This window comes from uncultured Rhodospira sp. (genome assembly GCF_937138205.1).
In the GTDB taxonomy this organism is placed as follows: domain Bacteria; phylum Pseudomonadota; class Alphaproteobacteria; order Rhodospirillales; family Rhodospirillaceae; genus Rhodospira.
Genome location: NZ_CAKZOT010000079.1, coordinates 1 through 25129, shown reverse-complemented (window position 1 = coordinate 25129; position 25129 = coordinate 1). Strand labels below are relative to the sequence as shown.

Annotated in this window: 21 protein-coding genes and 2 tRNA genes; 15 read left to right on the top strand and 8 right to left on the bottom strand. The window is 65.4% G+C overall.

Annotated elements, in window-relative coordinates; translation table 11 throughout:
* Positions 1-27 precede the first annotated feature (27 nt).
* The gene (locus tag Q0309_RS10740) at positions 28-648 is read left to right on the top strand and encodes a nitrogen fixation protein NifQ (RefSeq protein ID WP_299440430.1); all 621 of its coding nucleotides are present in this window, start codon (positions 28-30) and stop codon (positions 646-648) included.
* A 41-nt stretch (positions 649-689) separates the two neighbouring features.
* Here the strand turns inward: Q0309_RS10740 and Q0309_RS10735 are convergent, their stop codons facing one another.
* The 4 genes from Q0309_RS10735 to dapA form a co-directional block, all read right to left on the bottom strand.
* Positions 690-1223 carry a TIGR00645 family protein gene (locus Q0309_RS10735; protein WP_299440428.1) on the bottom strand — a complete coding sequence of 178 codons (534 nt, stop codon included), beginning with the start codon at positions 1221-1223 and terminating at the stop codon, positions 690-692.
* A 343-nt stretch (positions 1224-1566) separates the two neighbouring features.
* Positions 1567-2109, bottom strand: a complete 543-nt coding sequence (locus Q0309_RS10730) for a glutathione peroxidase (protein WP_299440426.1) — start codon at positions 2107-2109, stop codon at positions 1567-1569.
* A gap of 185 nt (positions 2110-2294) precedes the next feature.
* Positions 2295-2786: an SsrA-binding protein SmpB gene (gene smpB, locus Q0309_RS10725; RefSeq protein ID WP_299440424.1), complete on the bottom strand. Its 492-nt coding sequence runs from the start codon at positions 2784-2786 to the stop codon at positions 2295-2297.
* Between the two features lie 72 nt (positions 2787-2858).
* On the bottom strand, positions 2859-3737 hold the full coding sequence (dapA, locus tag Q0309_RS10720) for a 4-hydroxy-tetrahydrodipicolinate synthase (RefSeq protein WP_299440422.1): 879 nt from the start codon (positions 3735-3737) through the stop codon (positions 2859-2861).
* Between the two features lie 454 nt (positions 3738-4191).
* Between dapA and Q0309_RS10715 the strand changes: the two genes are divergently transcribed.
* Genes Q0309_RS10715 through Q0309_RS10705 form a run of 3 tightly spaced genes read left to right on the top strand, consistent with a single transcriptional unit; the run spans position 4192 to position 7563 of the window.
* Positions 4192-6207 carry a lytic transglycosylase domain-containing protein gene (locus tag Q0309_RS10715; protein ID WP_299440420.1) on the top strand — a complete coding sequence of 672 codons (2016 nt, stop codon included), beginning with the start codon at positions 4192-4194 and terminating at the stop codon, positions 6205-6207.
* Positions 6208-6243: 36 nt separating this feature from the next.
* Positions 6244-6948 carry a haloacid dehalogenase type II gene (locus tag Q0309_RS10710; protein WP_299440418.1) on the top strand — a complete coding sequence of 235 codons (705 nt, stop codon included), beginning with the start codon at positions 6244-6246 and terminating at the stop codon, positions 6946-6948.
* Positions 6949-6984: 36 nt separating this feature from the next.
* Entirely contained in the window at positions 6985-7563 is a 579-nt protein-coding gene (locus Q0309_RS10705; RefSeq protein WP_299440416.1) for a lipocalin family protein, read from the top strand.
* Positions 7564-7570: 7 nt separating this feature from the next.
* Here the strand turns inward: Q0309_RS10705 and Q0309_RS10700 are convergent, their stop codons facing one another.
* Positions 7571-8731: a YeeE/YedE family protein gene (locus Q0309_RS10700; RefSeq protein WP_299440414.1), complete on the bottom strand. Its 1161-nt coding sequence runs from the start codon at positions 8729-8731 to the stop codon at positions 7571-7573.
* 118 nt (positions 8732-8849) lie between these two features.
* A complete protein-coding gene (locus tag Q0309_RS10695) occupies positions 8850-10190 on the bottom strand; it encodes a globin-coupled sensor protein (RefSeq protein WP_299440412.1) in 1341 nt (446 codons plus the stop codon).
* Between the two features lie 227 nt (positions 10191-10417).
* Between Q0309_RS10695 and Q0309_RS10690 the strand changes: the two genes are divergently transcribed.
* The 7 genes from Q0309_RS10690 (at position 10418) to Q0309_RS10660 (ending at position 17848) form a co-directional block, all read left to right on the top strand.
* Positions 10418-10503, top strand: a tRNA-Leu gene (locus Q0309_RS10690).
* Between the two features lie 100 nt (positions 10504-10603).
* Positions 10604-11962 carry a trigger factor gene (gene tig, locus Q0309_RS10685; RefSeq protein WP_299440409.1) on the top strand — a complete coding sequence of 453 codons (1359 nt, stop codon included), beginning with the start codon at positions 10604-10606 and terminating at the stop codon, positions 11960-11962.
* Positions 11963-12095: 133 nt separating this feature from the next.
* Entirely contained in the window at positions 12096-12749 is a 654-nt protein-coding gene (gene clpP / locus Q0309_RS10680) for an ATP-dependent Clp endopeptidase proteolytic subunit ClpP (RefSeq protein WP_299440407.1), read from the top strand.
* A gap of 208 nt (positions 12750-12957) precedes the next feature.
* Positions 12958-14223: an ATP-dependent Clp protease ATP-binding subunit ClpX gene (gene clpX / locus Q0309_RS10675; protein ID WP_299440405.1), complete on the top strand. Its 1266-nt coding sequence runs from the start codon at positions 12958-12960 to the stop codon at positions 14221-14223.
* A gap of 241 nt (positions 14224-14464) precedes the next feature.
* Complete coding sequence (gene lon / locus Q0309_RS10670; protein WP_299440403.1) at positions 14465-16888, top strand: endopeptidase La; 2424 nt, start codon at positions 14465-14467, stop codon at positions 16886-16888.
* Between the two features lie 304 nt (positions 16889-17192).
* Positions 17193-17465, top strand: a complete 273-nt coding sequence (locus Q0309_RS10665) for an HU family DNA-binding protein (protein ID WP_366940591.1) — start codon at positions 17193-17195, stop codon at positions 17463-17465.
* 307 nt (positions 17466-17772) lie between these two features.
* Positions 17773-17848, top strand: a tRNA-Val gene (locus Q0309_RS10660).
* Positions 17849-17999: 151 nt separating this feature from the next.
* Here Q0309_RS10660 and Q0309_RS10655 read toward each other — a convergent pair.
* Both Q0309_RS10655 and Q0309_RS10650 read right to left on the bottom strand, forming a co-directional pair.
* On the bottom strand, positions 18000-19724 hold the full coding sequence (locus tag Q0309_RS10655) for a methyl-accepting chemotaxis protein (protein WP_299440401.1): 1725 nt from the start codon (positions 19722-19724) through the stop codon (positions 18000-18002).
* A 276-nt stretch (positions 19725-20000) separates the two neighbouring features.
* Positions 20001-20930, bottom strand: coding sequence for a LysR family transcriptional regulator (locus Q0309_RS10650; protein ID WP_299440399.1), 930 nt, complete (start codon positions 20928-20930; stop codon positions 20001-20003).
* A gap of 128 nt (positions 20931-21058) precedes the next feature.
* Between Q0309_RS10650 and Q0309_RS10645 the strand changes: the two genes are divergently transcribed.
* The 4 genes from Q0309_RS10645 to Q0309_RS10630 all read left to right on the top strand — a co-directional run bounded on the left by Q0309_RS10645 (position 21059) and on the right by Q0309_RS10630 (position 25026).
* Positions 21059-22075, top strand: a complete 1017-nt coding sequence (locus tag Q0309_RS10645; RefSeq protein ID WP_299440397.1) for a class 1 fructose-bisphosphatase — start codon at positions 21059-21061, stop codon at positions 22073-22075.
* Positions 22076-22166: 91 nt separating this feature from the next.
* The gene (locus tag Q0309_RS10640; protein ID WP_299440395.1) at positions 22167-23048 is read left to right on the top strand and encodes a phosphoribulokinase; all 882 of its coding nucleotides are present in this window, start codon (positions 22167-22169) and stop codon (positions 23046-23048) included.
* 58 nt (positions 23049-23106) lie between these two features.
* Positions 23107-24570 (top strand): form I ribulose bisphosphate carboxylase large subunit, encoded by a 1464-nt coding sequence (locus tag Q0309_RS10635; protein WP_299440394.1) that lies wholly within the window; start codon positions 23107-23109, stop codon positions 24568-24570.
* A gap of 36 nt (positions 24571-24606) precedes the next feature.
* The gene (locus Q0309_RS10630) at positions 24607-25026 is read left to right on the top strand and encodes a ribulose bisphosphate carboxylase small subunit (protein WP_299440393.1); all 420 of its coding nucleotides are present in this window, start codon (positions 24607-24609) and stop codon (positions 25024-25026) included.
* The last annotated feature ends 103 nt before the right edge of the window (positions 25027-25129 follow it).

Here is a 25129-nt window from a genome sequence, read left to right as displayed (position 1 = left end):
CCGGCCACGCGCAAAGGAGAGGGGACCATGTCCGACAGTCTTCATGCCATGCTCTTGTCCGGCGGGACGGGGGATCCCTTTGACCGCAATGTGTTGGCCTGCGCCATCGCCTCCGGCTTCGCGCCACCGGACCGGTTGCTCACCGACACGCTGGCCCTCTCGCTGACGGACCTGCGCCTGCTGATGGAAACCCTGTTCCCCCATGCGCTGGGCCTGCTGGACGTGCATCCGCCGTGGCGTGGTCCGCAGGCGGACGAGCCGGAAGAGCCGGACCTGCGGGCGCTGCTTTTCGAAGGCCGAACACCGGGCGGCGACCCCACCATGGCCCGCTGGCTGGCCAGGATCATCACACGCCGGTCGCTCGGCGGGGCGCACCTGTGGGAGGACATGGGCCTGCCCAGCCGCGCCCATCTCGGTCGCCTGATGGAACGCCATTTCGCGCCCCTGGCCGCGCGGAACCCCGGGATGCGGTGGAAGAAGTTCTTCTATCGCACCCTGTGCGAACGGGACGGCGTGCTGCTGTGCAAGGCGCCGAACTGCGAGGTGTGCGAGGACTACGCCCTGTGCTTCGTGCCGGAGGAGATGCCGCCGCACATGGCGCCACCGCCCAGGCCCGGGCCGGGAGCGGGCGGCGCGGCGCTGGTGTGATCGGCGCGCGCCCGTAAACAGGCACGACGCACGACCCGCGATCACCCAGACGTGGACTCGTGGTTGCCTTTGCTCGCAGGCGCTGTTTCCGCCATCATGAACCGCTCGATCACGGCCATGAAAAGCGCCGACAGGACAAACGTCATGTGAATGATGACAAGCCACAGCAGCTTGTCGTTATCGATCTCTTCCACATTCATGAATGCTTTCAAAAGGTGGACCGACGAAATCGCGACAATGGACGAGGCCACTTTCAGCTTTAGTGTTCCGGCGTCCAGCTTGCCCACCCAGGCAAGATTGTCATCCTTTTCGGCGATTTCGATCCGCGAGACAAAATTCTCGTATCCACTGATGATGACCATCACCACCAGGCTGCCGACCAGCGTCAGGTCGATCAGCGACAAGGTCGCGAGGATCACGTCCTTTTCCGACAGTTCGAGCGCCAGCGGCACAAGACGGGTCAGCTCAACCAGAAACGTGATGGTGAGAATAAGAAGCAGAAGCGCCAGTCCGATGTACATCGGCACAAGAAGCCATCGGCTGTGGTAAAGGACCTTTTCAAGTTTTCGTTCCATGGGGCCGTCCGTTGCCAGTGCTTTTCCCAGGCGCCCCTCCCCTGGCCGCCTATCCGATTCGCACTTTTTGCTCTGTCTCGTCATTGCGAGGAGCGTAGCGACGAAGCAATCCAGAGCGGATATTTGTGTTCAATGCTCTGGATTGCTTCACCCTCGTCTTACGACGAGGGCTCGCAATGACGAGGCACCTTACTGCCGAGGCTGAACTCCCCAGCTTGGCGGGAAAAGCAGTGCGAAGACGACAGACATTGCCGCGGAGAGGGTCACGCGTCCGGCGAAGGATAGCAGATTTGTGGGATTTGCGCGCGTTCGGCCCGCGATCGTGCCGCGTGCGCCGTCGGCCTCAGTCGGACCACTCTGGCAACAGGTCGTCGACCGCCGCCACCAGTCGCCCGGCATTGGGACCCGTGATGGACGAGAACCAGGTGACGAGCCGGCCGTCCGGTCCGATCAGGTACTTGTGGAAGTTCCACTTCGGCGACCCCAGGAGCCCGACTTGCGCCCGCGCCCAGCGATAGAACGGATGCGCCTCGTTCCCGGTGACTCGGGTCTTCACCGTCAGCGGAAACGTCACGTTGTACCGGCTGGCCGAGAACTCCCGGATCTGGGTTTCATCGCCCGGTTCCTGCCCCCCGAAGTCGTCCGACGGCACACCGAGCACAACAAGGCCACGGTCGCGGTACGACTCCCACAGCTCCTGAAGGCCCGCGTACTGGCATGTGAATCCGCACTGTGAGGCGGTGTTGACCACCAGAAGGGTCTGGCCCGCGAACCGGCTCAGCGGCAGGGGATGGCCATCGATCGACGTGAAGTCGAACGTGTGGGCGGTGGTCGTGTCGGGCGTGGTCTCAGGCCCGCCCCGGGACGTCAGGCCGAGAGTCGTCATGGCCGCCGCCCAGGCGCCTTTCTGTCCAGGTCGCGCGGAACGCTGTCGTCGTGCCTCGCCGCGAAAAGCCATCGGTTGATCTCCCGAACGCGCTGGCGTCTGCATCGGGCCCCCTGCCGTGTTGTGGTGTCTGGTATCCAGACTACGGATCAGCCGGCGCGATGGATCGCTGAACACGCCGGACCCTACCCTTTCTCGCGCAGCAGGCGCTGTTTCTGGCGGTTCCAGTCGCGCTCCTTGGTGCTTTCCCGCTTGTCGACCTTGGTCTTGCCCTGACCCAGGCCGAGTTGCACCTTGGCGATGCCCCGATTGTTGAAATACAGGTTCAGGGGAACCAGGGTCATGCCCTTGCGGCTGACGGCCCCCAGGACTTTGCGAATCTCCCGCTTGTGCATCAGCAACTTGCGGGGCCGCCTTGGCTCGTGCCCGAAATGCTTGGCGTTGCCGTATTCCGGAATGTGGCAGTTGAACAGGTACAGGTCCTCGTCCTTGCCCCCGGCATAGGACTCGGTGAGGTTGGCGCGCCCCTGGCGCAGCGACTTGACCTCGGTGCCTTGCAGCACGAGTCCCGCCTCGAAGGTCTCGCCGATGGCATAGTCATGCCGCGCGCGCCGGTTTTCCGACACCCGCCCGGTGGAGATGAGACCCGATCCCTTGTTGGTTTTCTTCTGTGCCATGATCCGGCCCATATAGGCGCGACGCGCCGCCCCTCGCAAGGCGGCGCGCATCAGCAATGCGTGGGGCGAGGGTCAGGCGAGCACGCCCACCTTGCGCATGGCGGCCTCAACGGCCACGCAGGTCGTCTCCTTGATCGGCACCAGCGGCAGGCGCGTGTGGGCCTGGCATTTGCCGAGCAGGGAGACGGCGTATTTCACCGGCCCCGGGCTCGTTTCCACGAAGAGCGCGGCGTGCAGCGGCAACAGGCGGTCGCGCAACGCGGCGAAGGTCGCCAGATCACCGTCCGCCCACGCCTTGTGCAGGGCCGCGCATTCGGCCGGCGCCACGTTGGCGGTGACCGAGATGCAGCCGTGCCCACCCTGCGCCAGGAACGCGGCAATGGTGGCGTCCTCGCCCGACAGCAGGCAGAAGTCCTCGCCGATGGCCAGACGAGTGGCCAGCGGCCGCACCAGATCGTTGGTGGCGTCCTTGACGCCGACGATGTTCGGCAACTGGGCCAGCCGCGCCATCGTCTCGACACTCATGTCGATCACGCAGCGGCCGGGAATGTTGTAGATAATGATCGGCAGATCAACGGCATCGTGGATCGCCTTGAAGTGCTGGTAGAGGCCTTCCTGCGTCGGCTTGTTGTAGTAGGGTGTCACCACCAGCGCGGCGTCGGCGCCGCTTTGCTTGGCGTGCCGGGTGAAGTCGATCGCCTCGTGTGTCGAGTTCGAGCCCGAGCCGGCGATGACCGGCACGCGTCCGGCCGCCGCCTCGACGCACAGGTCCACCACGCGTTTGTGCTCGTCATGGGTCAGGGTCGGCGATTCGCCGGTGGTTCCGACGGGGATGAGGCCCTGGGTCCCCTGCTCGATCTGCCAATCGGCGAACGACTGGAAGGCGGTCTCGTCAACGCCGCCGCTGGCGGAAAACGGGGTCACGAGGGCGGTCAGCGAGCCCTTGAACATTGCTCTGTCTCTCCTGAGAACTCTTGGGGGCACTCTTGGCCGGTCGCGAACCGGCTGGAGGCGAAAGGCGGTGGTCCCGCCACGGGGCGAGGCGGCGTGATTTCTGGCAGGAAGATCACACCCCCGCAGCGGGACCTTCCTTTTGTATCACAGTCCATTGCACGAACAAGAATTTCCCCGGCCTCCGTCACCGCCCGGGCTCGGCCTTGCCCTCGGCCGGCAACGGCCTCAGGATGCGCGCTGGGGCACGGGCTCGGCCCATACATGGCCGTGCGACCGCCAGACCCCATGCGACATCCGATCCGGTTCTCTTGACCCATCCCGCTCTCTCACCCGGCCGCCAAACGGTGTATTTGTATGGGCGACCGGCCGGCGTGCGCCGGAAACGGATCAGACACCTGCAACGCGAGTATGACCCCTGGCCCCCACGCGCCAGAGCCGAAGGAGCCGAGTCATGACCGTCACCCTGGCCCGCGCCCACCGAACGACGGCGTCGCGATCCCTCGCGCGGGGACTCGTCGCGGTTCTGCTCGCGCTTGCCCTCTGGTCCGTGGCCACGGCCCCCGCCGCCCGGTCCCAGACCGGCCCGTTCCAGGCTGCCCTGGATGCTCTTGACGACCGCAACTACGACGCGGCGCTGGCGCTTGTGGCCCGCCTGCACGATCCGGTGGCGCGCAAGCTGGTGCAGTGGGCACGGCTGAAAGAGGGACTCGGTACCTTTGAGACCATCGCCGCCTTCATCGACGCCAATCCCGACTGGCCGCACCAGTACACTCTGCGTCGCGCCGCCGAACGGGCGCTGACCGGCCGCGAGGATCCGCGCCGGCTGCTGGCCTGGTTCGACCGCCATCCGCCCCTGACCACCGACGGCCTTGTCGCCCGCGCCCACGCCCTGCGGGCCACGGGACAGACGAAGGCCACGACAGAAGCCGCGCGCACGGCCTGGGTCGAGGGGCGGTTCTCCACCAGCGAGGAGCGCTCGTTCCTGCGCGCCTTCGGCGACATGCTGCGCCGCGAGGACCATGCCCACCGTGTCTCTGATCTTCTGTGGGACGAGCGCATCACCGAGGCGCAACGCACCATTCCCCGGCTGGACAGCGGTTATCAGGCGCTCGCGAACGCAAGGATCGCGCTGATCCGCCGCGCCTCGGGTGTCGACGCGGCCATCGCCCGGGTGCCGGCCGACCTGCGCGACGATCCGGGCCTCGTCTACGACCGCCTCGTCTGGCGGCGCAAGCACAACCTCCATGACCGCGCCGTTGAGATGCTGTTCCATCCCGCGGCCAACCAGGGCCGGCCGGACGCCTGGGCGCGGGAACGCGCCCTGCTCGGCCGCGAGTCCCTGCAGCGGGGCGAAGTCACCCGCGCCTACCGTCTGTTCGCCAACCACGGCCACGACGAGGGCCTGGCGTTCGCCGTCGGCGAGTGGACGGCCGGGTGGATCGCCTTGCGATTCCTGGACGAGCCGGCCAAGGCCCTGACCCATTTCGAGACCCTGTACGGCGGTGTCTCGTACCCGCAAAGCCTGTCGCGCGGCGCCTACTGGGCCGGGCGGGCGGCGGCGGCGCTGGGCCAGAGGGAGCAGGCCGCCACATGGTACCGCCGCGCCGCCAAGCACGCCGAGACCTTCTACGGACAACTGGCGATCGAGGACCTGGGCGAGCGGCTCGCCGATCACCTGGGCGCGGCCCCCAATGTGAGCGAGGCCGACCGCGCCCGCTTCGCCCAAGACGAGCGCGCACAGGTGATCGCGCTGATGGAGTCGGCCGGGCGCATGGACATGGCCCTGCCCTTCGTTCTGGCCCTGAACGACGACCCGGCCACGCCGGGCTTCCGGCGGCTGGCCGGCGAGTTCGTGGCCGGCACCGACCGGCCCGACATGGCGGTGTTCTTCGCCCGCCGGGCGGCCCTGAACGGGACCGACCTGCTGGAGATCGCCTATCCGACGCCCGCCGATGTTCTGCAGGGGTTGAACCTACATCCGCCCACCGGCCAACGGCCCGAGCCCGCCCTGATGCTCTCGCTGATCCGCCAGGAGAGCAACTTCAACACCGAGGCCGTGAGCCGCGCCGGCGCGCGCGGCCTGATGCAATTGATGCCCCGCACCGCCGCGCGGGTGGCCCAGCGCCTGGGCGAAACGTCGTCGCGACTGCGTCTGGTCAATGATCCGGCCCACAACACCCGGCTCGGCACGGCCTACTTCGCGTCGTTGCTGGACCAGTTCCGGGGCTCGTATGTCCTTGCCATCGCCGGGTACAACGCCGGCCCCGGCCGCTCGCGGCGCTGGATGCAGGAGAACGGCGACCCGCGCCGCATGGACGTTGCGGAAGTCGTCGACTGGATCGAGATGATCTCCTTTTCCGAGACCCGCAATTATGTCCAGCGGGTGCTGGAAGGCACCCAGGTCTACCGCCACCGCCTCGGCCAATCGTCGGCGCGCACCACCCTGAGCGACGACCTTTTGCGCTGATCCGCCCGCGTTCGTGTCACCCGGGAGAGTTCGCCCGTGTCCGAATCCACGTCCCCCCTCCCCGTTACCGCCTGCCTGTTCGACGCCTACGGCACCCTGTTCGACGTCGCGGCCGCCGCGCGCCACCTGAGCGACGAGATCGGCCCGGCCTGGGAAGACCTGGCCAGCGTCTGGCGCACCTGCCAGATCGAATACACGTGGCTGCGCAGCCTGATGGATCGCTACGCCGACTTTCGCACGGTCACCGCCGAGGCCCTGGACCACGCGGGGGCGACGCTGGGCCTGGCGCTGTCGCCGGACCTGCGCGAACGCCTGATGGACCTGTACATGACGTTGGATCCGTATCCGGAGGTCCCCGACGTGCTGGCGGCGTTGCGGGGCCACGGCATCGCCACGGCCATCCTGTCCAACGGCTCGCCCGACATGCTGCACGCGGCCAGCGACAGCGCCGGGCTGACGGGCCTGTTGGACGACATCCTGTCGGTGGACACGGTCAAGGTGTACAAGCCGGCCGCCGCCGCCTACATGCTGGGCTGCACCCGCTTTGGCACCGATCCAAGCCGGCTGGTGTTCGTATCCTCCAACGGGTGGGACGTGGCCGGGGCGGCCTGCTTCGGCTACCGCACCGTCTGGGTGAACCGGCGCAACGCCCCCTCGGAGCGGTTGCCGGGCTGTCCCATCGCCGAGTTGGACAGCCTCGACGGACTGCCCGATCTGGTGTCCGACCCGGCGCGAGTCTGAGATCGGCACCATATATGTCGTATAGGAGGACCCACGATGAGCGACCGCACCGCGGCCGGCCCCCGCCTGCCCCGTTTCCGCCCCCTGACCCTGCTGGCCGGGCTGTTCGCGCTCGCCGGCTGTACCGGGCTGCCGTCGGGTCTGTCGGCCGTGCGGGACTTCGACGTCACGCGCTTCGCCGGCACGTGGTACGCGATCATGCGCCTGGATCATAGCTTTGAACGCGGCATGACCAACGTGCGGGCCACCTACGGGTTGCGCGACGACGGGACGGTGTCGGTGCACAATCGCGGCTGGAATCCGCGCCGCTGTGCCTGGTCGAGCATCACCGGCACGGCCCGCTTCCGCGAGGGCCCCGACGTCGCCAGCTTCAAGGTGACGCTCGGCTCCCCCATCGCGGGTGGCCTGCACATCATCGCGCTCGATAAGGAAAACTACCAGTGGGCGCTGGCCAGCGGCCCGACGCGGGGATACCTGTGGATCCTCTCCAGATCACCGAACATGCCCGACGAGCAGCGCAAGGACCTGATGCGCATGGCCCGCGATTTCGGCTTCCCCGTCGAGGATCTGGTGCGCGTCGATCAGTCGGAGCCGCCGCCCTGCAAGTCAGGGTAGTTCGGGATCACTCGGCCGCCCCGCGCGGGCGCAGCCACACCGGCAGGAACCACCAGCCGCGCCGCGCCTGAAGAACGGCGTCGGCGTTCTCCACGGCGGCGGCATCGTCCCGGAACACCAAGCCCCAGCGGTCGACGACAAGGTCGGTCAGCGCCGCGCCCACCCACATGAAGAACAGCGCGGTCCAGGCCGTCAGCGCAAAGACGGCGCCACCGGTCACCCCGGCGCCCACGGCGCATCCCCCGGCCAGCATTCCGCCGAAGCCCATCAGCACGGCGCCAACGATATAGCGCCGCATGGCATAGCCGCCGGTGAACCCTTCCAGCTTCAGGTCCCGGTAGATCAGGGCCGCCAGATAGGAGCCCAGAAACACCCCCGGCACCATGCCGATATTGAAATCCATGGCTTGGTCGGACGGATTCAGAAACAGCATCAAGGTATCCGCAGATGGCCCTGTGAAGCTGAGACTTTTCACGCCCACCGGCTCAAACGCCTGGTAGGAGAGGCTGTAGGTGAACAGCCAGCCGAGGGCAATGGCCACCCCCACCCCCAGACCACCGATCCAGGCCCACGCCGGCAGCCGGTTGCGGACCGCGACGAAGACGCCGCACGCCAGCAGGACCGTCGCCAGCACCATGCCGGCCGCGCTGCCGAGTCCGAGGCTCGTCAACACGTTCAGGTCCGAGGGCGCCTTCACAACCCACAGGCCGGCCAGGTGATCCCGCGCCGGCGCCAGCGCGCCATGAAGCGAGGCCTGGGCGGCGACCGCGAAGATCAAACCGGACGACAGGGCGCGCAGGTTGCCATTGGCGGCCAGCACCAGCAGACGGCCGGGACAGCCGCGTGTCAGGATCATGCCGGCGCCGAACACAAGGCCGCCGATGATGGCCCCCGACAGGCTGCCGGCGGAGGCCAGTTGGCGGGCCTCCGAGACATCAAGCGTGCCCCACCACACCAGCGCCTGGGTGCTCAGGACGGCCGCAGAAAAGGCCATCAGCCAAACGGCCATCTTCGGTCCGACCGAACCGCGCGCGAACTCGACCACCGCCGCCCGCAGACAGAACCGGCTGCGCTGCGCGAACACGCCGAACAACAGGCCGATCAGCACTCCGCCGAGGACGAACGTCCCCGGCTCGCCAATGGTTTCAATGGCGGCGGTCAGTTCCATGGTCTCTCTCGTCCGGTCGGAGGGCGGGGTCCGCCCTATGGAAGCAATTGATTGTTACATGTCCGGACGCTGTGCTCCAGCCCCCCGTTCGTCCTAATCACCCCGCCCCGCCGACCCGTCAGGCCATGGTGCCCCTGATTTCGGACAGGAAAGCGTCGACCTTACTCGTGAGCCGTTCGGCCTCGGTCGACAGCGCCCCGGCCGCCTCCAGCACCTCCTGCGCCGAATGCCCGGTTTCGGTGGCGGCATCCGTCACGTCGCCGACGTTCGTCGAGACCGCGGTGGTCGCAACACTCGCCTCCTGCACATTGCGGGAAATCTCACGCGTCGCCGCACCTTGTTGTTCGACGGCCGCGGCGATGGCCGACGTGATCTCGCTGATTCCGGCGATGGTGCGGCCGATGCCCTCGATGGCGGTCACGGCGTCCCGGGTCGCGCCTTGCACCGTGCTGACCTGCTTGCTGATATCCTCGGTGGCCCGGGCGGTCTGGTTGGCGAGGCTTTTGACCTCGTTGGCCACCACGGCGAAACCCTTGCCGGCCTCTCCAGCACGCGCCGCCTCGATCGTGGCGTTCAACGCCAAGAGGTTGGTCTGGCTGGCGATATCGTTGATCAGTTTGACGACGACACCGATCTTGTCGGCCGCCTGGGCCAGCGATTGCACCATCGCGTTGGTGCGTGTCGCCTCCTCCACCGCCGCCGCCGATATCCGGGTCGATTCCGTCACCTGTCGCGAGATCTCCTGGATCGAACTGTGAAGCTGCTCGGTCGCCGAGGCCACGGTCTGAACGTTCACCGAGGCCGTTTGGGCCGCCCCCGCCACGACCTTCGCCTGAGTCGAGGTCGCCGTCGCGGTGTTGGTCATGGACGCGGCGGTGTTCTGAAGCTCGGTCGCCGCCGACGCGACGATCTCCACCATCCCCTGAACATCCTGTTCGAAGCGGGTGGCGTGGCTGTCCAGGACGCTGGCGGCGCGTTCCCGCGCCGTCCGGATATAGACGGAAATGGCGATATCCATGTCGAGGAACAACGCCCGAATGACGGCGCCCATCACCTCCGCGCCCTTCTTGGGGTCCTTCCGGTAGGCCCTGGAGAACAGTGTGATGATGCGGGTGATGACGAAGGAATAGCCGGCCAGATACCACCGTGGTTCGAGCCCGACCCTCTCATGGGTGCGCCCGATGCGGTCGGCGTTTTGCATGTAAACGTCATCGAACCGCCCACTGAAGACGTTTTCCATCCAGTGTTTCTTTTGCATTTCCCGCGCATGGGTCATGCGCGCGGGCGAGTCGAATATCCTGGCGGTTCCGGGTGTTCCCTTTATGAGTTCGTAGAAATCCTCAAGGATCTCGTCCATATGTGGTTCGAGGACCCGTCGTGCTTCCTCCAGGAGCGGCTGCAGACCACCGTCAACCTGAAGGAACGACAGGCGTTCCACGCGGTCCATTTCGAATGTCATGGCGTGAGGAGCCTTCGCCGTCTTGCGTTGCGGTCCGCTCACACGTCTCTCTCAGTCGCCGAGGCAGGCTCGACGACCGTTTGCTCCCCGCACCCACATGGTATCGCAGCAAGCAGGGGACAAGCCCACCGATGATCGCCCCGGAGGTTCGCTGCAAAACGGGTATTGCCCTGGGGTCGACCGATTGTCTATGAGTCACTCCAGGTCACGGCCCCGCCAGCCGCGCTGCGGGCGTGGTGGAATTGGTAGACACGCCAGATTTAGGTTCTGGTGGCTTTCAGCCGTGGGGGTTCAAGTCCCTTCGCCCGCACCATGCCCGATTCGACGGCGCGGCGTTTTCCAACCAGGGCGCAGGTTTTTGCGTCCACCCGCTTGCGCCTTGCCTTTTCATTTCACTCGTGCCGGAAGACGCCATGCAAGTCACGGAGACCCTCACCGAAGACCTGAAACGCGAGTTCAAGGTCGTCGTGCCCGCCGACACCTTGAACGAAAAGGCGGAAGCACGCCTGACCGAGGTCAGCTCACAGGTACGAATTCCCGGTTTCCGTCCCGGCAAGGTGCCCATGTCGCTGCTGAAGAAGCGTTTCGGCGGCCATATCATGGGCGAGGTGCTTGAGCAGGCCGCGCAAGAGGCGGTCGACAGCGTCGTCAAGGATCACGACCTGCGCCCGGCCCTGCAGCCGAAGGTGGAGGTCTCGGACTACGAGCCCGAGGGCGAACTGAGCCTGACCATTGCCGTCGAGTTGCTGCCGGACATCGGCACGCCCGACTTCTCCGACATCGTCGTCGAACGTGACGTCGCCGAGATCGGCGACGAGGCCGTGGACAATGCCCTCGAACGCTTGGCCAACGCCCGGCGCTCGTCCGAACCGGTGACCGAGGACCGCCCGGCGGCCAGCGGCGACGTCGTCGTCATCGACTTCCTCGGCAAGAAGGACGGCGAGCCGTTTACCGGCGGCGCGGCCGAGGACTACGCCCTGGAACTGGGCTCCAATACGTTCATTCCCGGGTTCGAGGATGAGCTGATCGGCGCCCGCGCCGGCGAGGAAAAGGTCGTCACGGTCACCTTCCCCCAGGATTACGGGGCCGAGGATCTGGCCGGCCAGGAAGTCACATTCGACGTCACCGTCAAGGAACTGCGCCAACCGGCCGCTGTGCCCATCGACGACGACCTCGCGAAGATGTACGGACGCGAGACGCTCGACGACCTGCGCCAGGCGATCCGCGACCAGATCGCCCAGGAATACCAGCGGGCCAGCCGCGAACGGACCAAGCGCCGCCTGCTCGACCGGCTGGCCGAGAAGTTCACGCATCCGATTCCCGAGGGGCTCGTGGATGTCGAGTTCGACACCATCTGGAAGCAGCTCATGGAGGCCAAGGAGCGCGATCAGCTCGAGGACGACGACAAGGCCAAGTCCGAAGACGAGTTGCGCGCCGAGTACCGCACGATCGCCGAACGCCGCGTGCGGCTGGGGCTGCTCCTGGCCAAGGTGGGCGAGGACAACGGCATTGCCGTCACCCAGGACGACATGAACCAGGCACTCGCCGAACAGGTGCGGTCGTACCCGGGGCACGAACAGGCGGTCCTGAACTACTACCGCCAGAACCCGCAGGCCATGGAAGAACTGCGGCCGCCGATCTTCGAAAACAAGGTCGTGGACTATATCCTCGAACTCGCGCAGGTGACCGAGCGCACGGTGACGCCGGACGAGTTGATGAACCCCGAACCCGCCGAGGCGGAGACGGCCTCGGCCGAGACCGACGGGTCATGACGGGCGCACGGCGCGCCCGCCCCTCCTCCGGTCGATGGGGTCGACAGGGCGCGCCGTGCTCCCTAGGTTAGGCGCGGTCCCTGATTGGCCAGAGTCAGATTGTCCCTGAGATCCCCTAGTACGAGAGACCCCGATGAGCGACCGTGATCCGATGGAGGTGTACGCCAACACGCTGGTGCCGATGGTGGTCGAACAGACCAATCGCGGCGAGCGTTCATATGACATCTATTCCCGCCTGCTGAAAGAACGCATCATCTTCCTGACGGGTCCCGTCAACGATGTCGTCGCCAGCTTGGTGTCGGCCCAGTTGCTGTTCCTGGAATCGGAAAACCCGACCAAGGACATCGCCTTCTACATCAACTCCCCGGGTGGTGTGGTGACCTCGGGTCTCGGCATCTATGACACCATGAACTACATCCGCAGCGACGTCTCGACCGTCTGCCTGGGCCAGGCCGCGTCCATGGGCTCGCTGCTGTTGACCGCGGGCGCCGCCGGCAAGCGCTTCGCCTTGCCGAATTCCCGCATCATGGTCCATCAGCCGTCGGGCGGGTTCCAGGGACAGGCGACCGACATCGAGATCCACGCGCGGGAAATCCTGGCCATCCGCGAACGGCTCAACAATATCTTTTGCCACCACACGGGGCAGCCGCTGGAGGTGGTGCAGCAGGCCATGGAGCGCGACAAGTTCATGCCGCCCGAGGAGGCGCTCGACTTCGGCCTGATCGACGAGGTGGTCACCACGCGCCGGTTGCCTGACGATGAGTCTGGCGGCGATTCGCCCACCTGATGGGCTACAGGCTCGACCCAACCGCCACGATCGGGTTTTTTTTGGCATTGTGCGCGTGGAGGGTCGACGAGTAGTATGACGGCGCGACGAAAAGCGAGTGTCTCGCATCGGTCCCCGTTCCTCGATCCGGGTGCGATTGTCGGACGCGTTGGCCCGAGGGCTTCAGGAAACCCTGTTCGGTGGGGCGGCGCGCGGGAGTGGAGTGGTTATGAGTAAGTCTGCTGGCGGAGATTCCAAGAACACGTTGTACTGCTCGTTCTGCGGAAAGAGCCAGCATGAAGTGCGTAAGCTCATCGCCGGGCCGACCGTGTTCATCTGCGACGAATGCGTCGAACTCTGCATGGACATCATCCGGGAAGAGAACAAGACCCAACTGGTCAAGTCCCGGGACGGGGTGCCCACGCCGCGCGACATTCTGTCTGTCCTTGACGATTATGTGATCGGACAGCCGCACGCCAAGCGCGTGCTGTCTGTGGCGGTGCACAATCATTACAAGCGGCTCAGCCAGGGCGGCAAGAACAGCGACGTCGAACTGGCGAAGTCCAATATCCTGCTTATGGGGCCGACCGGGTGCGGCAAGACCCTGCTTGCCCAGACCTTGGCGCGCATCCTGGATGTCCCGTTCACCATGGCCGATGCCACCACGTTGACCGAGGCGGGCTACGTCGGTGAGGACGTCGAGAACATCATCCTGAAGCTCCTGCAGGCCTCCGACTACAACGTCGAACGGGCGCAACGCGGCATCGTCTACATCGACGAGATCGACAAGATCTCGCGCAAATCCGACAACCCGTCGATCACCCGCGACGTCTCTGGCGAGGGCGTGCAACAGGCGTTGCTGAAGATCATGGAAGGCACCGTCGCCTCGGTGCCGCCCCAGGGCGGGCGCAAGCACCCGCAGCAGGAATTCCTGCAGGTGGACACGACCAACATCCTGTTCATCTGCGGCGGCGCCTTTGCCGGCCTGGACAAGATCATCGCCCAGCGGGGTCGCGGCACGTCCATCGGTTTTGGCGCCGACGTGCGCGCGCCCGAGGAAAAACGCACCGGCGAGATCCTGCGCCAGGTGGAGCCCGAAGATCTGTTGAAGTACGGCCTCATTCCGGAATTCGTCGGCCGCCTGCCGGTGCTGGCGACGCTGGACGACCTGGACGAGGACGCCCTGATCGAGATCCTCACCAAGCCAAAGAACGCCCTGGTCAAGCAGTACCAGCGCCTGTTCGAGATGGAGAACACCCAACTCACCTTCGCCGAGGATGCCCTTGAGGCGATTGCCAAGAAGGCCATCGCGCGCAAGACCGGCGCCCGCGGGCTGCGGTCCATCATGGAAGGAATCCTGCTGGAGACCATGTTCGACCTTCCGGGCATGGAAGGGGTCAGCGAGGTGGTGGTGAACCGCGAGGTCTCCGAGGGCCGGGCGAAGCCTCTGTTCATCTACGCGGACCGCCGCGAAGATATCGGCAGTTCCGCCTGAGGTCGTTTCGCGGTGGAACTCATGCGGCACGGGGTCGCCCAAGATCGCGACCCCGTTTGTTTTTTGCGGGTCCAAGCGCGGACTCTGGCGAGACGTGCGACATTAAACCGTCTTGATCGTGTGCGCACACTGGCCCACATCAGTGGCGCGAGATAAAGGTCCTTGGTCAGGTGGGCGAATCGCGACGTGACGCCTCCCCCTCGCGGCCAGACGGGATCAGGCACCCAGACGAGGTCAACACGTGGACACCAGCCCGACAAACACCTATCCGGTTCTTCCCCTGCGGGATATCGTCGTCTTCCCGCACATGATCGTCCCCCTGTTCGTTGGGCGGGAAAAGTCCGTCCGCGCCCTGGAAAACGTCATGGCGGACGACAAGGAAATCCTGCTCGTGGCGCAAAAAAACGCGTCGCAGGACGATCCCGGGCCGGAGGACATCTACGACGTCGGCACCGTCAGCACGGTGCTCCAGTTGTTGCGCCTGCCCGACGGCACGGTGAAGGTCCTGGTCGAGGGCAGCCGCCGCGCACGAATTGACCGCTATACGGACAACGAGCAGTTTTTCGAGGCATACGCGAACCTGCTGGACGACGACGCCGTCGACACCAAGGAGGTGGAGGCGCTGCAGCGCTCCGTGGTCGGCCAGTTCGAACAGTACGTCAAGCTGAACAAGAAGATCCCGCCCGAGGTGCTGGTTTCGGTCAATCAGATCGAGGACCCGGCCAAGCTGGCCGACACGGTCGCCTCCCACCTCGCCCTGCGGATCCCGGACAAGCAGGAAGTGCTTGAGATCGCCTCCGTCGCCGAACGGCTGGAGCGCCTGTACGCGTTCATGGAGTCCGAAATCGGCGTCCTGCAGGTGGAAAAGAAGATTCGCGGGCGCGTCAAGCGCCAAATGGAAAAGACGCAACGCGAATACTACCTCAACGAGCAGCTCAAGGCGATCCAGAAGGAACTCGGCGAGAACGAGGACGGACGCGACGAGCTCCAGGAACTCGAAGAGAAGATCGCGAAGGTCCGCCTGTCCAAGGAAGCGCGCGAAAAGGCCACGGCGGAGTTGAAGAAGCTCCGCAACATGAGCCCGATGTCCGCCGAGGCCACGGTGGTCCGCAACTACCTCGATTGGATGGTGTCCATCCCCTGGCAGAAGCGCTCGCGCGTCAAGCGCGACCTGCGCGAGGCCGAACGCATCCTCAACGCCGACCACCATGGGCTCGAAAAGGTCAAGGATCGCATCCTGGAATACCTTGCCGTCCAGTTGCGCGCCGCGAAGCTGAAGGGGCCGATCCTGTGCCTCGTCGGGCCGCCCGGCGTCGGCAAGACCTCGCTCGGCAAGTCGATCGCCCGCGCCACCGGCCGCAACTTCGTGCGGATGTCCCTGGGCGGCGTGCGCGACGAATCCGAGATCCGGGGCCATCGGCGCACGTACATCGGCTCCATGCCGGGCAAGATCATCCAGGGCATGAAGAAGGCCAAGTCCTCCAACCCGTTGTTCCTACTCGACGAGGTGGACAAGCTGGGCAACGACTGGCGTGGCGACCCCTCCTCCGCCCTGCTGGAGGTGTTGGACCCGGAACAGAACCACACCTTTAACGACCACTACCTGGAGGTCGATTACGACCTGTCCGACGTGCTGTTCGTCACCACGGCCAACAGCCTGCGGATGCCGCAGCCGCTGCTTGACCGGTTGGAGATCATCCGCCTGTCCGGCTACACCGAGGACGAAAAAGTCGGCATCGCCACCCGCCACCTGATCCCCAAACAGATGAAGGCGCACGGCCTGCGCAAGGGCGAGTGGTCGATCTCCCAAGACGCCCTGCGGGACCTGATTCGCTACTACACGCGCGAGGCCGGGGTCCGCAATCTGGAACGCGAACTGGCGAGCCTGACCCGCAAAGCCACCAAGGAGCTTCTGCTGCGCAAATCGCGCAAGAAGGTCGCCGTCAGCCGGCGGACGCTCGAAAAGTATGCCGGCGTGCGCCGCTACCGGTTCGGCGAGGTGGAAGCGGAAGACTTGATCGGGGTGACGACGGGTCTCGCCTGGACCGAGGTGGGCGGCGAGTTGTTGTCGATCGAAGCCCTGACCATGCCGGGCAAGGCCGGAATCACCCTGACCGGCCACCTGGGCGACGTGATGAAGGAATCGGTGCAGGCCGCGCGGTCCTACATCCGTTCGCGCGCCGTGACGTTCGGCATTCGCCCCACGCTGTTCGAGAAACGCGAAATCCACGTCCACGTCCCGGAGGGGTCCACCCCGAAGGACGGTCCGTCGGCCGGCATCGCCATGTGCGTGTCGATGGTCTCGGCGCTGACCGGCATCCCCGTCCGGCGCGACATCGCCATGACCGGCGAGATCACGCTGCGCGGCCGCGTGCTGCCGATCGGCGGGCTGAAGGAAAAACTCCTGGCGGCGCTGCGCGGCGGTCTGACCACCGTGCTGATCCCCAAGGAAAACGAAAAGGACCTCGCCGAGATCCCCGACAACGTCAAGAAGGGGCTGACCATCGTCCCGGTGACCACGGTGGACGAGGTCCTGGCCAATGCCCTGGTCAACCCCCTGACACCCATCGAGTGGACCGAGGCCGACGCCGAGGCGGCCGACGCGGACCTGCGCAAATCCAGTCGGGCGACCGACCCGGCGGACAACGCGATCCTGACGCACTGAACCACGGGCCGGTCGCGAAGGCCACTGGCCCGATGCCGGCGCGCTCTGTCCGCGCCATGCGACACGGAGACCACACCGTCGCCCCAAAAACGCGACGGCCCCTCGCCTCTCCCCTTGCAATCCGCCACCATGCCAGTAACAGTGAGGCAATCCAGGTCGCCAAGCACTGAGACCGCCACCGTCCGTTTTCCCACATTGACGGCCGCAAAACGGACGGGCTAGGGTTTTGTCGGGTTGTTTGATCCTGTCGCGGTCGAGGTTCACTTCGACCAGTTATTTACAAAAAATGAAGGGGGTTTCGCCAGTGAACAAGAATGATCTCATCGCTGCCGTTGCCGAGAACGCAGAGTTGTCCAAGGCGGACGCCACGAAAGCGGTCGACAGCGTCTTTGAGACGATCACCGAGGCCCTCAAGGACGGGACCGAGGTCAGACTCGTCGGCTTCGGCACGTTCGTGGTGTCGGAGCGGGCGGAATCCGAGGGCCGCAATCCTCGGACCGGTGAAAAGATCGTCATTCCCGCCTCGCGGCAGCCCAAGTTCAAGGCCGGCAAGGCCCTGAAGGACGCCGTGAACTGAGGCGCATTCGGATGAGATGAGCCACCCGAGGGGTGCCGCTGTGGGACGGGATCCGCAACCGATCTGACCATGTCAGGACCCCACCGGGTCGGTGGCACACAGCACCGTCGGGGCGTGTCCGGTGGTCTCCTCCAATGCGGCCCGGACGGCGCCTCGGCCCACCCCGCGCCGGGGACACTCTTGGCCCACAGTCTCGGCCCGTTGGCCCCCATGGTCCGTCCCCTGCCCATGGCGGCTGTGGCCCCCGGAGGAGCGCAAGGAGTCGACAGGCAACCGAATCGCGGCACCCCGCCAGTGCGCGGTTTCGGGGCGATTAGCTCAGCTGGAAGAGCATCTCGTTTACACCGAGAGGGTCGGCGGTTCGAACCCGTCATCGCCCACCACTGACGCGAGACCCTGAACGCCGTCCTGCCCGCCACGGACACCACGAGTGCGCACGCGCGCCCGCCGCCGGGTCATCGAAGGGTCATCGACCACAGCACATGTCCTCGTGTCCTGGCAGGACGTGCCTGACCGGCACGTCTTGGGTCGCCATCACAGATCCTGAATCGTCTTCTCGATGTCGCTCTGCAGAGCCGCCGAAATGTTTTCAAGAGCGGCGATGACTTCGCGGCTCGACTGCTGCAGGTCATGCAATAGAGCATACGTTTGTTCCGATTCCCCCATGCGGTGCGAGTCCAGGACAGCCTTGGCGGACGCGTGGACCCGCCGATGCGGCTCCTCGATCGCCCGCCAGCCCGGGTGACCCGTCAACCCGGGATCGGTCTGGCGATCGTACCACTGCCCGAACCGGCACATGTGGTGGTCCGGGACCGACGCCTGCCCCATGTCGCGATAGCCCATGACGGTGTCGATGATGTCCTTGCGGAACAGGATGTGATCAACCTTGGCGCTTTCCAGCATATACAGGGGTGAGTCCTGGCGCATCCAGTGATCGACCCGCTCGGCCACCATCTTGTTGGCGTCTCCGATTGACCGGGAGACTTCATCGACCAAGTCGTTACTGGAGCGGGTCTTGTCCGCGATTTCGGTGATGCGATGCTCGACCTCCCGCGTCGCCTCGGCCTGTTGTCCCAGGATACCGGATATGTCGTCGGTGCGATGGACCACGCCCGCCACGCGTTCGGCCGCCGTGGCCATGTCTTGTCCGGTGCGGGTGATGGCCTCGCGGCCGGCCTCCACCGCCCCCCTGCTTTCTTCCATGGCGGTGACGATGGCATTCATGTCCGCCTGAAGGGTTTCGATCCGGGAGCGGATGTCTTCCGTCGCCCTGGCTGTTTCGTTGGCCAGCGACTTCACCTCGCCCGCCACGACGGCGAATCCCTTGCCGGCCTCACCGGCGCGCGCCGCCTCGATCGTCGCGTTCAGCGCCAGCAGGTTGGTCTGTTTGGCGATCGCATCGATGGAGACGAGGATCTCGCCGATCTTTTCGCTGGCGGCGCGCAGCTCGTCAACCCGCTGCGCCGCGTTGACCACGGCGTCGGTGATCTGGCGCATGTGGGCCACGGCAGCGTCCGCGCTGGACCGGCCACCCTCGACCGTGCTGGCCAGGTCGCGAGCGTCGGCCGCCGTCTGTTCGCCGGACTGGGCAATCTGATCGACGGACGCCGTCATCTGCTCCGCCGCCGTGGCGATACTTTGGCTGGCGTCATTGATGTTTTTGGACTCCCGCACGAGTGCCGTGAGCCGGATCATGGTGTCGTTGATCGTTTCCGTGAGCTTGGACATGTGGCGGATGTTGTCGATGCTTTCGCCCAGGCCGTGGCGATCCACCGCCATGTCTTTGACGCTGCGGCCGTAAACCGACAGGGCGAGTTCCATGTCGAGCATCACGACCTTCTGAATGGCCGAGATCATCTCGGTGGCTTTCTTGCCTTTCCTGTGCTTGCCGACGACGGCGCAGAACCGGTCCAAGGCCTTTGCGTACGCGGCCATGTACCACCGTTCGTCCAGTCCGATCCGGGCGTGAACCATCCCGACATGTTTGGATTTCTCAATGAAACTGGCGTCGAGGGGATGGTCGAACAGTTCCAGCCAGTGTTTGATCTCGATCTGTTTGACTCGTTCGAGATCCTCATGCTTGGGCACGAACCTGTGCAGGCGTGGAACCCGCTCCATTTCCTTGAAAAAATCATCCAGAATCGTGGGCAGGTGCGGGCGCAGCAGATCGCTGAAGTCCCTTACCAGAGCGACGTCCGTTGCGGTCAGGTCAATATATTTCTTGAATTCCTCGAATTCCTTCGACTCATCACCTGCCATTGTCCTGATCCCCTCCACTCAAACCACTGAGGCCCGCAAAAAAACACACAAATGTAGCCTGCGCACCACACGTACACGCATACAGCGTATTCCTTCGTGATGCGTGCTCCGCTCAATCTTCGGGCGGAGATTGAACCATATTTTGGGCACAGGTGCGGGCGTATATATTGGCGAGGCATAAACAAAGGCCTTGAACTTCGTCAATCGCGCGGAAGTCACTTCTTTAAATGTGTCTGCCAATTTCCGCTCTACCATTAATATATCAAAACTGCGGCGTTACGCTCTGTTTTCCGTCCCCTGCCCCGCCGCGCCCGGCAGGAACGCCCCATCCAGGCTCAGCACGAAGTCTCGGAAGACGGTCGCCGCCGGCGACGGCTCCTCGTCGGCCAGGTGAATCAGGAACCAGTGCCGCATGACGGGCAGGCCGGGCACCGCCAGCGCCACCAGCTTGCCCTCGGCCAGCTCTGTATGCACCGTGTGCGCCGACAGCATGGCGATGCCCAGACCGGCCATGACGGCCTGCTTGATGGTCTCGTTGGAAGCCATCTCGACCACCCGATAGGACCGGCCGCCGCCCAACTGGTCCAGCTCGCGCATCATCAGTGTCCGCGTACCAGACCCCAGCTCCCGCGCCAAAAAGGTTTCCGACAGCAACGCCTCGGCCTCAACCATTGGGCGATTCGCCAACGGGTGGTCCGGCGGGGCGATCATGACATAGGGATGCGGTCCCAGGCGGCGGGCGACGACCTCCAGGCTTTCCGGTGGACGCCCCATCACCGCCATATCGATGCCATGCGCCCCCAGGGCCTCGACGATGTCGTCGCGGTTGCCGATGGTCAGGTGCAGCGTGATGCCCGGATTCGCCCGGTTGAAGCGGGCCACCAGTCCGGGCGCGAAGTACTTGCCGGTGCTGACCACGCCCAGCCGAACGAGACCGGCCGCACCCGCGCGCAACAGGGCGATGCGTTCGTCGCACCGCGCCAGTGCCGTTTCGATCAGGCGCATGGTGCGCACCAGCTCTTCGCCGACCTCCGTCGGCCGCAACGCGCCGCCGGTGCGGTCAAGCACCGGCGCTCCCACCAGCGTCTCCAACGTCTTGAGCTGGGTGGACACCGCCGGGGCGGTCAGGTTCAGGCGCTCGGCGGCGGCGGCCACGCTGCCGCGGCGCAGCACCTCGGCGAAGCCGCGCAGCTGGCGGAGCGTCACGTCACGGGCGAAAGTCATAAATTATTTTTATGGGAGGGAAGAAAAGTTTCAATCGCTTTTTTGCCCACACTCCGACTAAGGTGCTCGGCGAACCCACCAAGGGCGCACACGAGGGGAGGACACGATCCATGGCGGACAGAGCGACGCTCGGCCAGTGGCTGGAGAGCCAGACCACCGGCACGCAGGACGGCGAAGTCCTTGCGAAGGGTCTGGCGGCCTTTGCCGACGGCGTGGTGCGCATCGCCAGTCTGGTTCGTCAGGGTCCGTTGGCGCCCGGATCGAACCCACAGGCCCCGCTCAGCACTGTGATCAAGGACGGGGCCAACGCCATCGCCCTTGAGGCGGCCCAGGCCGCGCCGGTGGCCCACTACGCCTCCCGCCATACCGAGGACGTGCTCACCCTGGACGCGTCCGCCCCGCTGGCGATGGCCATCAATACCATGAACGGGTTGGAGAACCTGGACGTCAACGCCTGCTGCGGCTCGATCGTGTCCGTTTACCGGCGCGCCGATTCGCCCGAGGCGTCCTTCCTGCGGCCGGGCCGCGAGCAACTGGCCGCCGGCTACAGCATGTACGGCCCCTCCACGACGCTCGTGCTCACCCTGGGCCGAGGGGCGGCCGTGTTCACGCTTGACGCGCAGACCAGCACGTTCGTGCTGGTCAATCCCGAACTGCGCACCCCAGAGGACGCCGACACCTTCGCCATCAACGCCGCCAACTACCGCCACTGGGAATCGCCGGTCCGGGCCTACATCGACGACTGTTTCGAGGGTATCGAGGGACCCCACTACAAGGACTTTCGGATGCGCTGGCTGGGCGCCCTGGTGCCAGAGACGCACCGCATCCTGACGCAGGGCGGCATCTTCCTGTGTCCACGCGACCATCGCCCAGGGCACGAAACCGGCTCGCTGCCCCGCATGTTCGACGCCGCCCCCATCGCCATGCTCGCCGAGCAATGCGGCGGCGCCGCCACGGACGGAGCCAACCGCATCCTCGATACCGTCCCCCGCAGCCTGCACGCGCGCGCGCCCCTCGTCTTCGGCTCGCGCAAGAAGGTGGCGAAGGTGCAGCGATATCACGAGAGTCCGGACTTCATCCCCGATCAGGCGCCGTTGTTCGGCGTACGCGGCCTGTTCCGGAGTTGATGCCGCCAGCCGCACCCTTTCACACCGATCACGACACAACACCGCCGGCTGCACCGCGCGGACCGAACAGCATGAGCAGGGAGAGGGCCACATGTCGCAGAAGTACCCCATCATCTCGGTCGTCGGGTCGTCCGGGGCGGGAACCTCGACGGTCAAGCACACCTTCGAGCAGATCTTCCGCCGCGAGGGCGTGACCGCCGCCATGATTGAGGGCGATGCCTTCCACGCCTACGACCGCATGGACATGAAGGCCGAGGTCGAACGCCGCAACGCGGCCGGCGACCACACCTTCAGCCACTTCAGCCTCGACGCCAATCGGATCGCCGACCTGGAGGAGTCCTTTCGCCGCTTCAGCGAGACCGGCAAGGCCTTCACCCGCCACTATGTCCATGACGCCCAGGAATCAGAGATGTATGGCGTCGAGCCCGGCAAGTTCACCGAGTGGGAGGATATCGGCGAGGACTGCGACCTTTTGTTCTACGAGGGCCTGCACGGCGCGGTGAACAAGGATGGCTTCAACGTCGCGCAGTACGGCGATCTGAAAATCGGCGTCGTGCCGGTGATCAACCTGGAATGGATCCAGAAGATCCACCGGGACCGGGCATCGCGAGGCTATTCGACGGAGGCCGTTCAGGACGTCATCCTGCGCCGAATGCACTCCTACACCAACGTGATCTGCCCGCAGTTCACCGAAACGGACATCAATTTCCAGCGCGTACCGGTTGTGGACACCTCCAACCCCTTCGTCGCGCGCTGGATCCCGACGGCGGATGAATCCCTGGTGGTGATCCGCTTCAAGAACCCGCGCGGCATCGACTTCTCCTATCTGACCTCGATGCTCCACGACAGCTGGATGTCGCGGGCCAATTCCATCGTCATCCCCGGCGGCAAGCTGGACCTGGCGATGCAGCTCATCCTGACCCCGATGATCAATCGTCTGGCGGAACGCGCGCGGCGCATCCGCCAGCAATAGGACCTGTTTCCGATCCCCGAACCAACAGCGAATGTCATGAACCTGAAGGAGACGACCAATGGACGGTGATGACAGCAAGGTTGTGCAGGGCGCCGACCGGTACAAGGCTGGCGTTCTGAAGTACAAGCAGATGGGCTACTGGGTCCCCGACTACGAGCCCAAGGACACGGACGTCATCGCCCTCTTCCGCATCACCCCGCAGGACGGCGTGGATCCCGAGGAAGCCGCGGCCGCCGTCGCCGGCGAAAGCTCCACCGCCACCTGGACCGTGGTGTGGACCGATCGCCTGACCGCCTGCGAGAAGTACCGCGCCCGGGCCTACCGCGTCGACCAGGTGCCGAACGCACCGGACCAGTATTTTGCCTACATCGCCTATGACCTGGACCTGTTCGAGAACGGCTCGATCGCCAACCTGACGGCCTCGATCATCGGCAACGTGTTCGGCTTCAAGCCGCTCAAGGCCCTGCGCCTGGAAGACATGCGCCTGCCGACGGCCTACGTGAAGACGTTCATGGGCCCGGCCACGGGCATCGTCGTCGAGCGCGAGCGCCTGGACAAGTTCGGCCGGCCGCTGCTGGGCGCCACCGTCAAGCCGAAGCTGGGCCTGTCGGGCCGCAATTACGGCCGCGTGGTCTACGAGGCGCTGAAGGGCGGCCTGGACTTCACCAAGGACGACGAGAACATCAACAGCCAGCCGTTCATGCACTGGCGCGAGCGCTTCCTGTACTGCATGGAAGCCGTCAACAAGGCGCAGGCGGCCACCGGCGAGGTAAAGGGCACGTACCTGAACGTCACCGCCGGCACGATGGAAGAGATGTACGAGCGCGCCGAGTTCGCCAAGGAACTGGGCTCCGTCATTATCATGATCGACCTGGTGATCGGCTACACGGCGATCCAGTCCATGGCCAACTGGGCGCGCAAGAACGACATGATCCTGCACCTGCACCGCGCCGGTCACTCGACCTACACGCGGCAGAAGAGCCACGGCGTGTCGTTCCGCGTCATCGCCAAGTGGATGCGCCTAGCGGGCGTCGACCACATCCACGCCGGCACCGTGGTCGGCAAGCTGGAGGGCGACCCGGCCACCACCAAGGGCTACTACGACATCTGCCGCGAGGAATTCAATCCGATGCGCCTGGAGCACGGCCTGTTCTTCGATCAGGACTGGGCGTCGCTCAACAAGCTGATGCCGGTTGCGTCGGGCGGCATCCACGCCGGCCAGATGCACCAGCTGATCGACCTGCTGGGCGAAGACGTCGTGCTGCAGTTCGGCGGCGGCACCATCGGCCACCCGATGGGTATCGCGGCCGGCGCCACGGCTAACCGCGTTGCCCTGGAGGCCATGATCCTGGCTCGCAACGAAGGCCGCGACTACGTCAATGAGGGGCCGGACATTCTCGCCGAGGCGGCCAAGTCCTGCAGCCCGCTGCGCGCCGCGCTCGACACCTGGAAGGACGTCACCTTCAACTACACGTCCACCGACACGCCGGACTTCGTGCCGACGGCCACCGCATCCGTTTAACGGACGCTGCCGGATCAGAGAATTGGAGACAAGATCATGCGTGTGACCCAAGGGGCCTTTTCCTTCCTGCCCGACCTGACCGACGAGCAGATCCGCAAGCAGGTGCAGTACTGCATCGACAACGGCTGGGCCGTCAGCCTGGAGTTCACCGACGACCCGCATCCCCGCAACACCTACTGGGAGATGTGGGGCCACCCGATGTTCGACAATCCGGACGCGGCGGCGCTGATGTACGAGCTGGCCGAGTGCCGCAAGGTCTACGGCAACTACTACATCCGCGTCGTGGCCTTTGACTCGACCCACGGCTGGGAGTCGGTGCGGCTGTCGTTCATCGTCAACCGTCCGAAGGAGGAGCCGGGTTTCCGTCTGTCCCGGATGGAGATGGACGGGCGCAACATGCGCTACACCACGACGCCGTACGCCACCGATGTTCCGGAAGGCAAGCGGTACGCCTGATATCCATCCCCACATCCCCGTATGGATGGAACGCCGGCCCCGAACCCGCAAGGGCCGGAGCCGGCGGGCCGGCCCGTCTCTGGCACCGGACGGGCCGGGTGGG

Bases quoted from the DNA above. Each gene is read 5' to 3' on its own strand.
- Q0309_RS10735 (WP_299440428.1), bottom strand. From the start codon at position 1,223: ATGGAACGAAAACTTGAAAAGGTCCTTTACCACAGCCGATGGCTTCTT.
- Q0309_RS10640 (WP_299440395.1), top strand. From the start codon at position 22,167: ATGTCGCAGAAGTACCCCATCATCTCGGTCGTCGGGTCGTCCGGGGCG.
- Q0309_RS10730 (WP_299440426.1), bottom strand. From the start codon at position 2,109: ATGACGACTCTCGGCCTGACGTCCCGGGGCGGGCCTGAGACCACGCCC.
- Q0309_RS10740 (WP_299440430.1), top strand. From the start codon at position 28: ATGTCCGACAGTCTTCATGCCATGCTCTTGTCCGGCGGGACGGGGGAT.
- dapA (WP_299440422.1), bottom strand. From the start codon at position 3,737: ATGTTCAAGGGCTCGCTGACCGCCCTCGTGACCCCGTTTTCCGCCAGC.
- Q0309_RS10700 (WP_299440414.1), bottom strand. From the start codon at position 8,731: ATGGAACTGACCGCCGCCATTGAAACCATTGGCGAGCCGGGGACGTTC.
- Q0309_RS10635 (WP_299440394.1), top strand. From the start codon at position 23,107: ATGGACGGTGATGACAGCAAGGTTGTGCAGGGCGCCGACCGGTACAAG.
- smpB (WP_299440424.1), bottom strand. From the start codon at position 2,786: ATGGCACAGAAGAAAACCAACAAGGGATCGGGTCTCATCTCCACCGGG.
- Q0309_RS10715 (WP_299440420.1), top strand. From the start codon at position 4,192: ATGACCGTCACCCTGGCCCGCGCCCACCGAACGACGGCGTCGCGATCC.
- Q0309_RS10655 (WP_299440401.1), bottom strand. From the start codon at position 19,724: ATGGCAGGTGATGAGTCGAAGGAATTCGAGGAATTCAAGAAATATATT.
- Q0309_RS10695 (WP_299440412.1), bottom strand. From the start codon at position 10,190: ATGACATTCGAAATGGACCGCGTGGAACGCCTGTCGTTCCTTCAGGTT.
- clpX (WP_299440405.1), top strand. From the start codon at position 12,958: ATGAGTAAGTCTGCTGGCGGAGATTCCAAGAACACGTTGTACTGCTCG.
- Q0309_RS10645 (WP_299440397.1), top strand. From the start codon at position 21,059: ATGGCGGACAGAGCGACGCTCGGCCAGTGGCTGGAGAGCCAGACCACC.
- tig (WP_299440409.1), top strand. From the start codon at position 10,604: ATGCAAGTCACGGAGACCCTCACCGAAGACCTGAAACGCGAGTTCAAG.
- Q0309_RS10630 (WP_299440393.1), top strand. From the start codon at position 24,607: ATGCGTGTGACCCAAGGGGCCTTTTCCTTCCTGCCCGACCTGACCGAC.
- Q0309_RS10705 (WP_299440416.1), top strand. From the start codon at position 6,985: ATGAGCGACCGCACCGCGGCCGGCCCCCGCCTGCCCCGTTTCCGCCCC.
- clpP (WP_299440407.1), top strand. From the start codon at position 12,096: ATGAGCGACCGTGATCCGATGGAGGTGTACGCCAACACGCTGGTGCCG.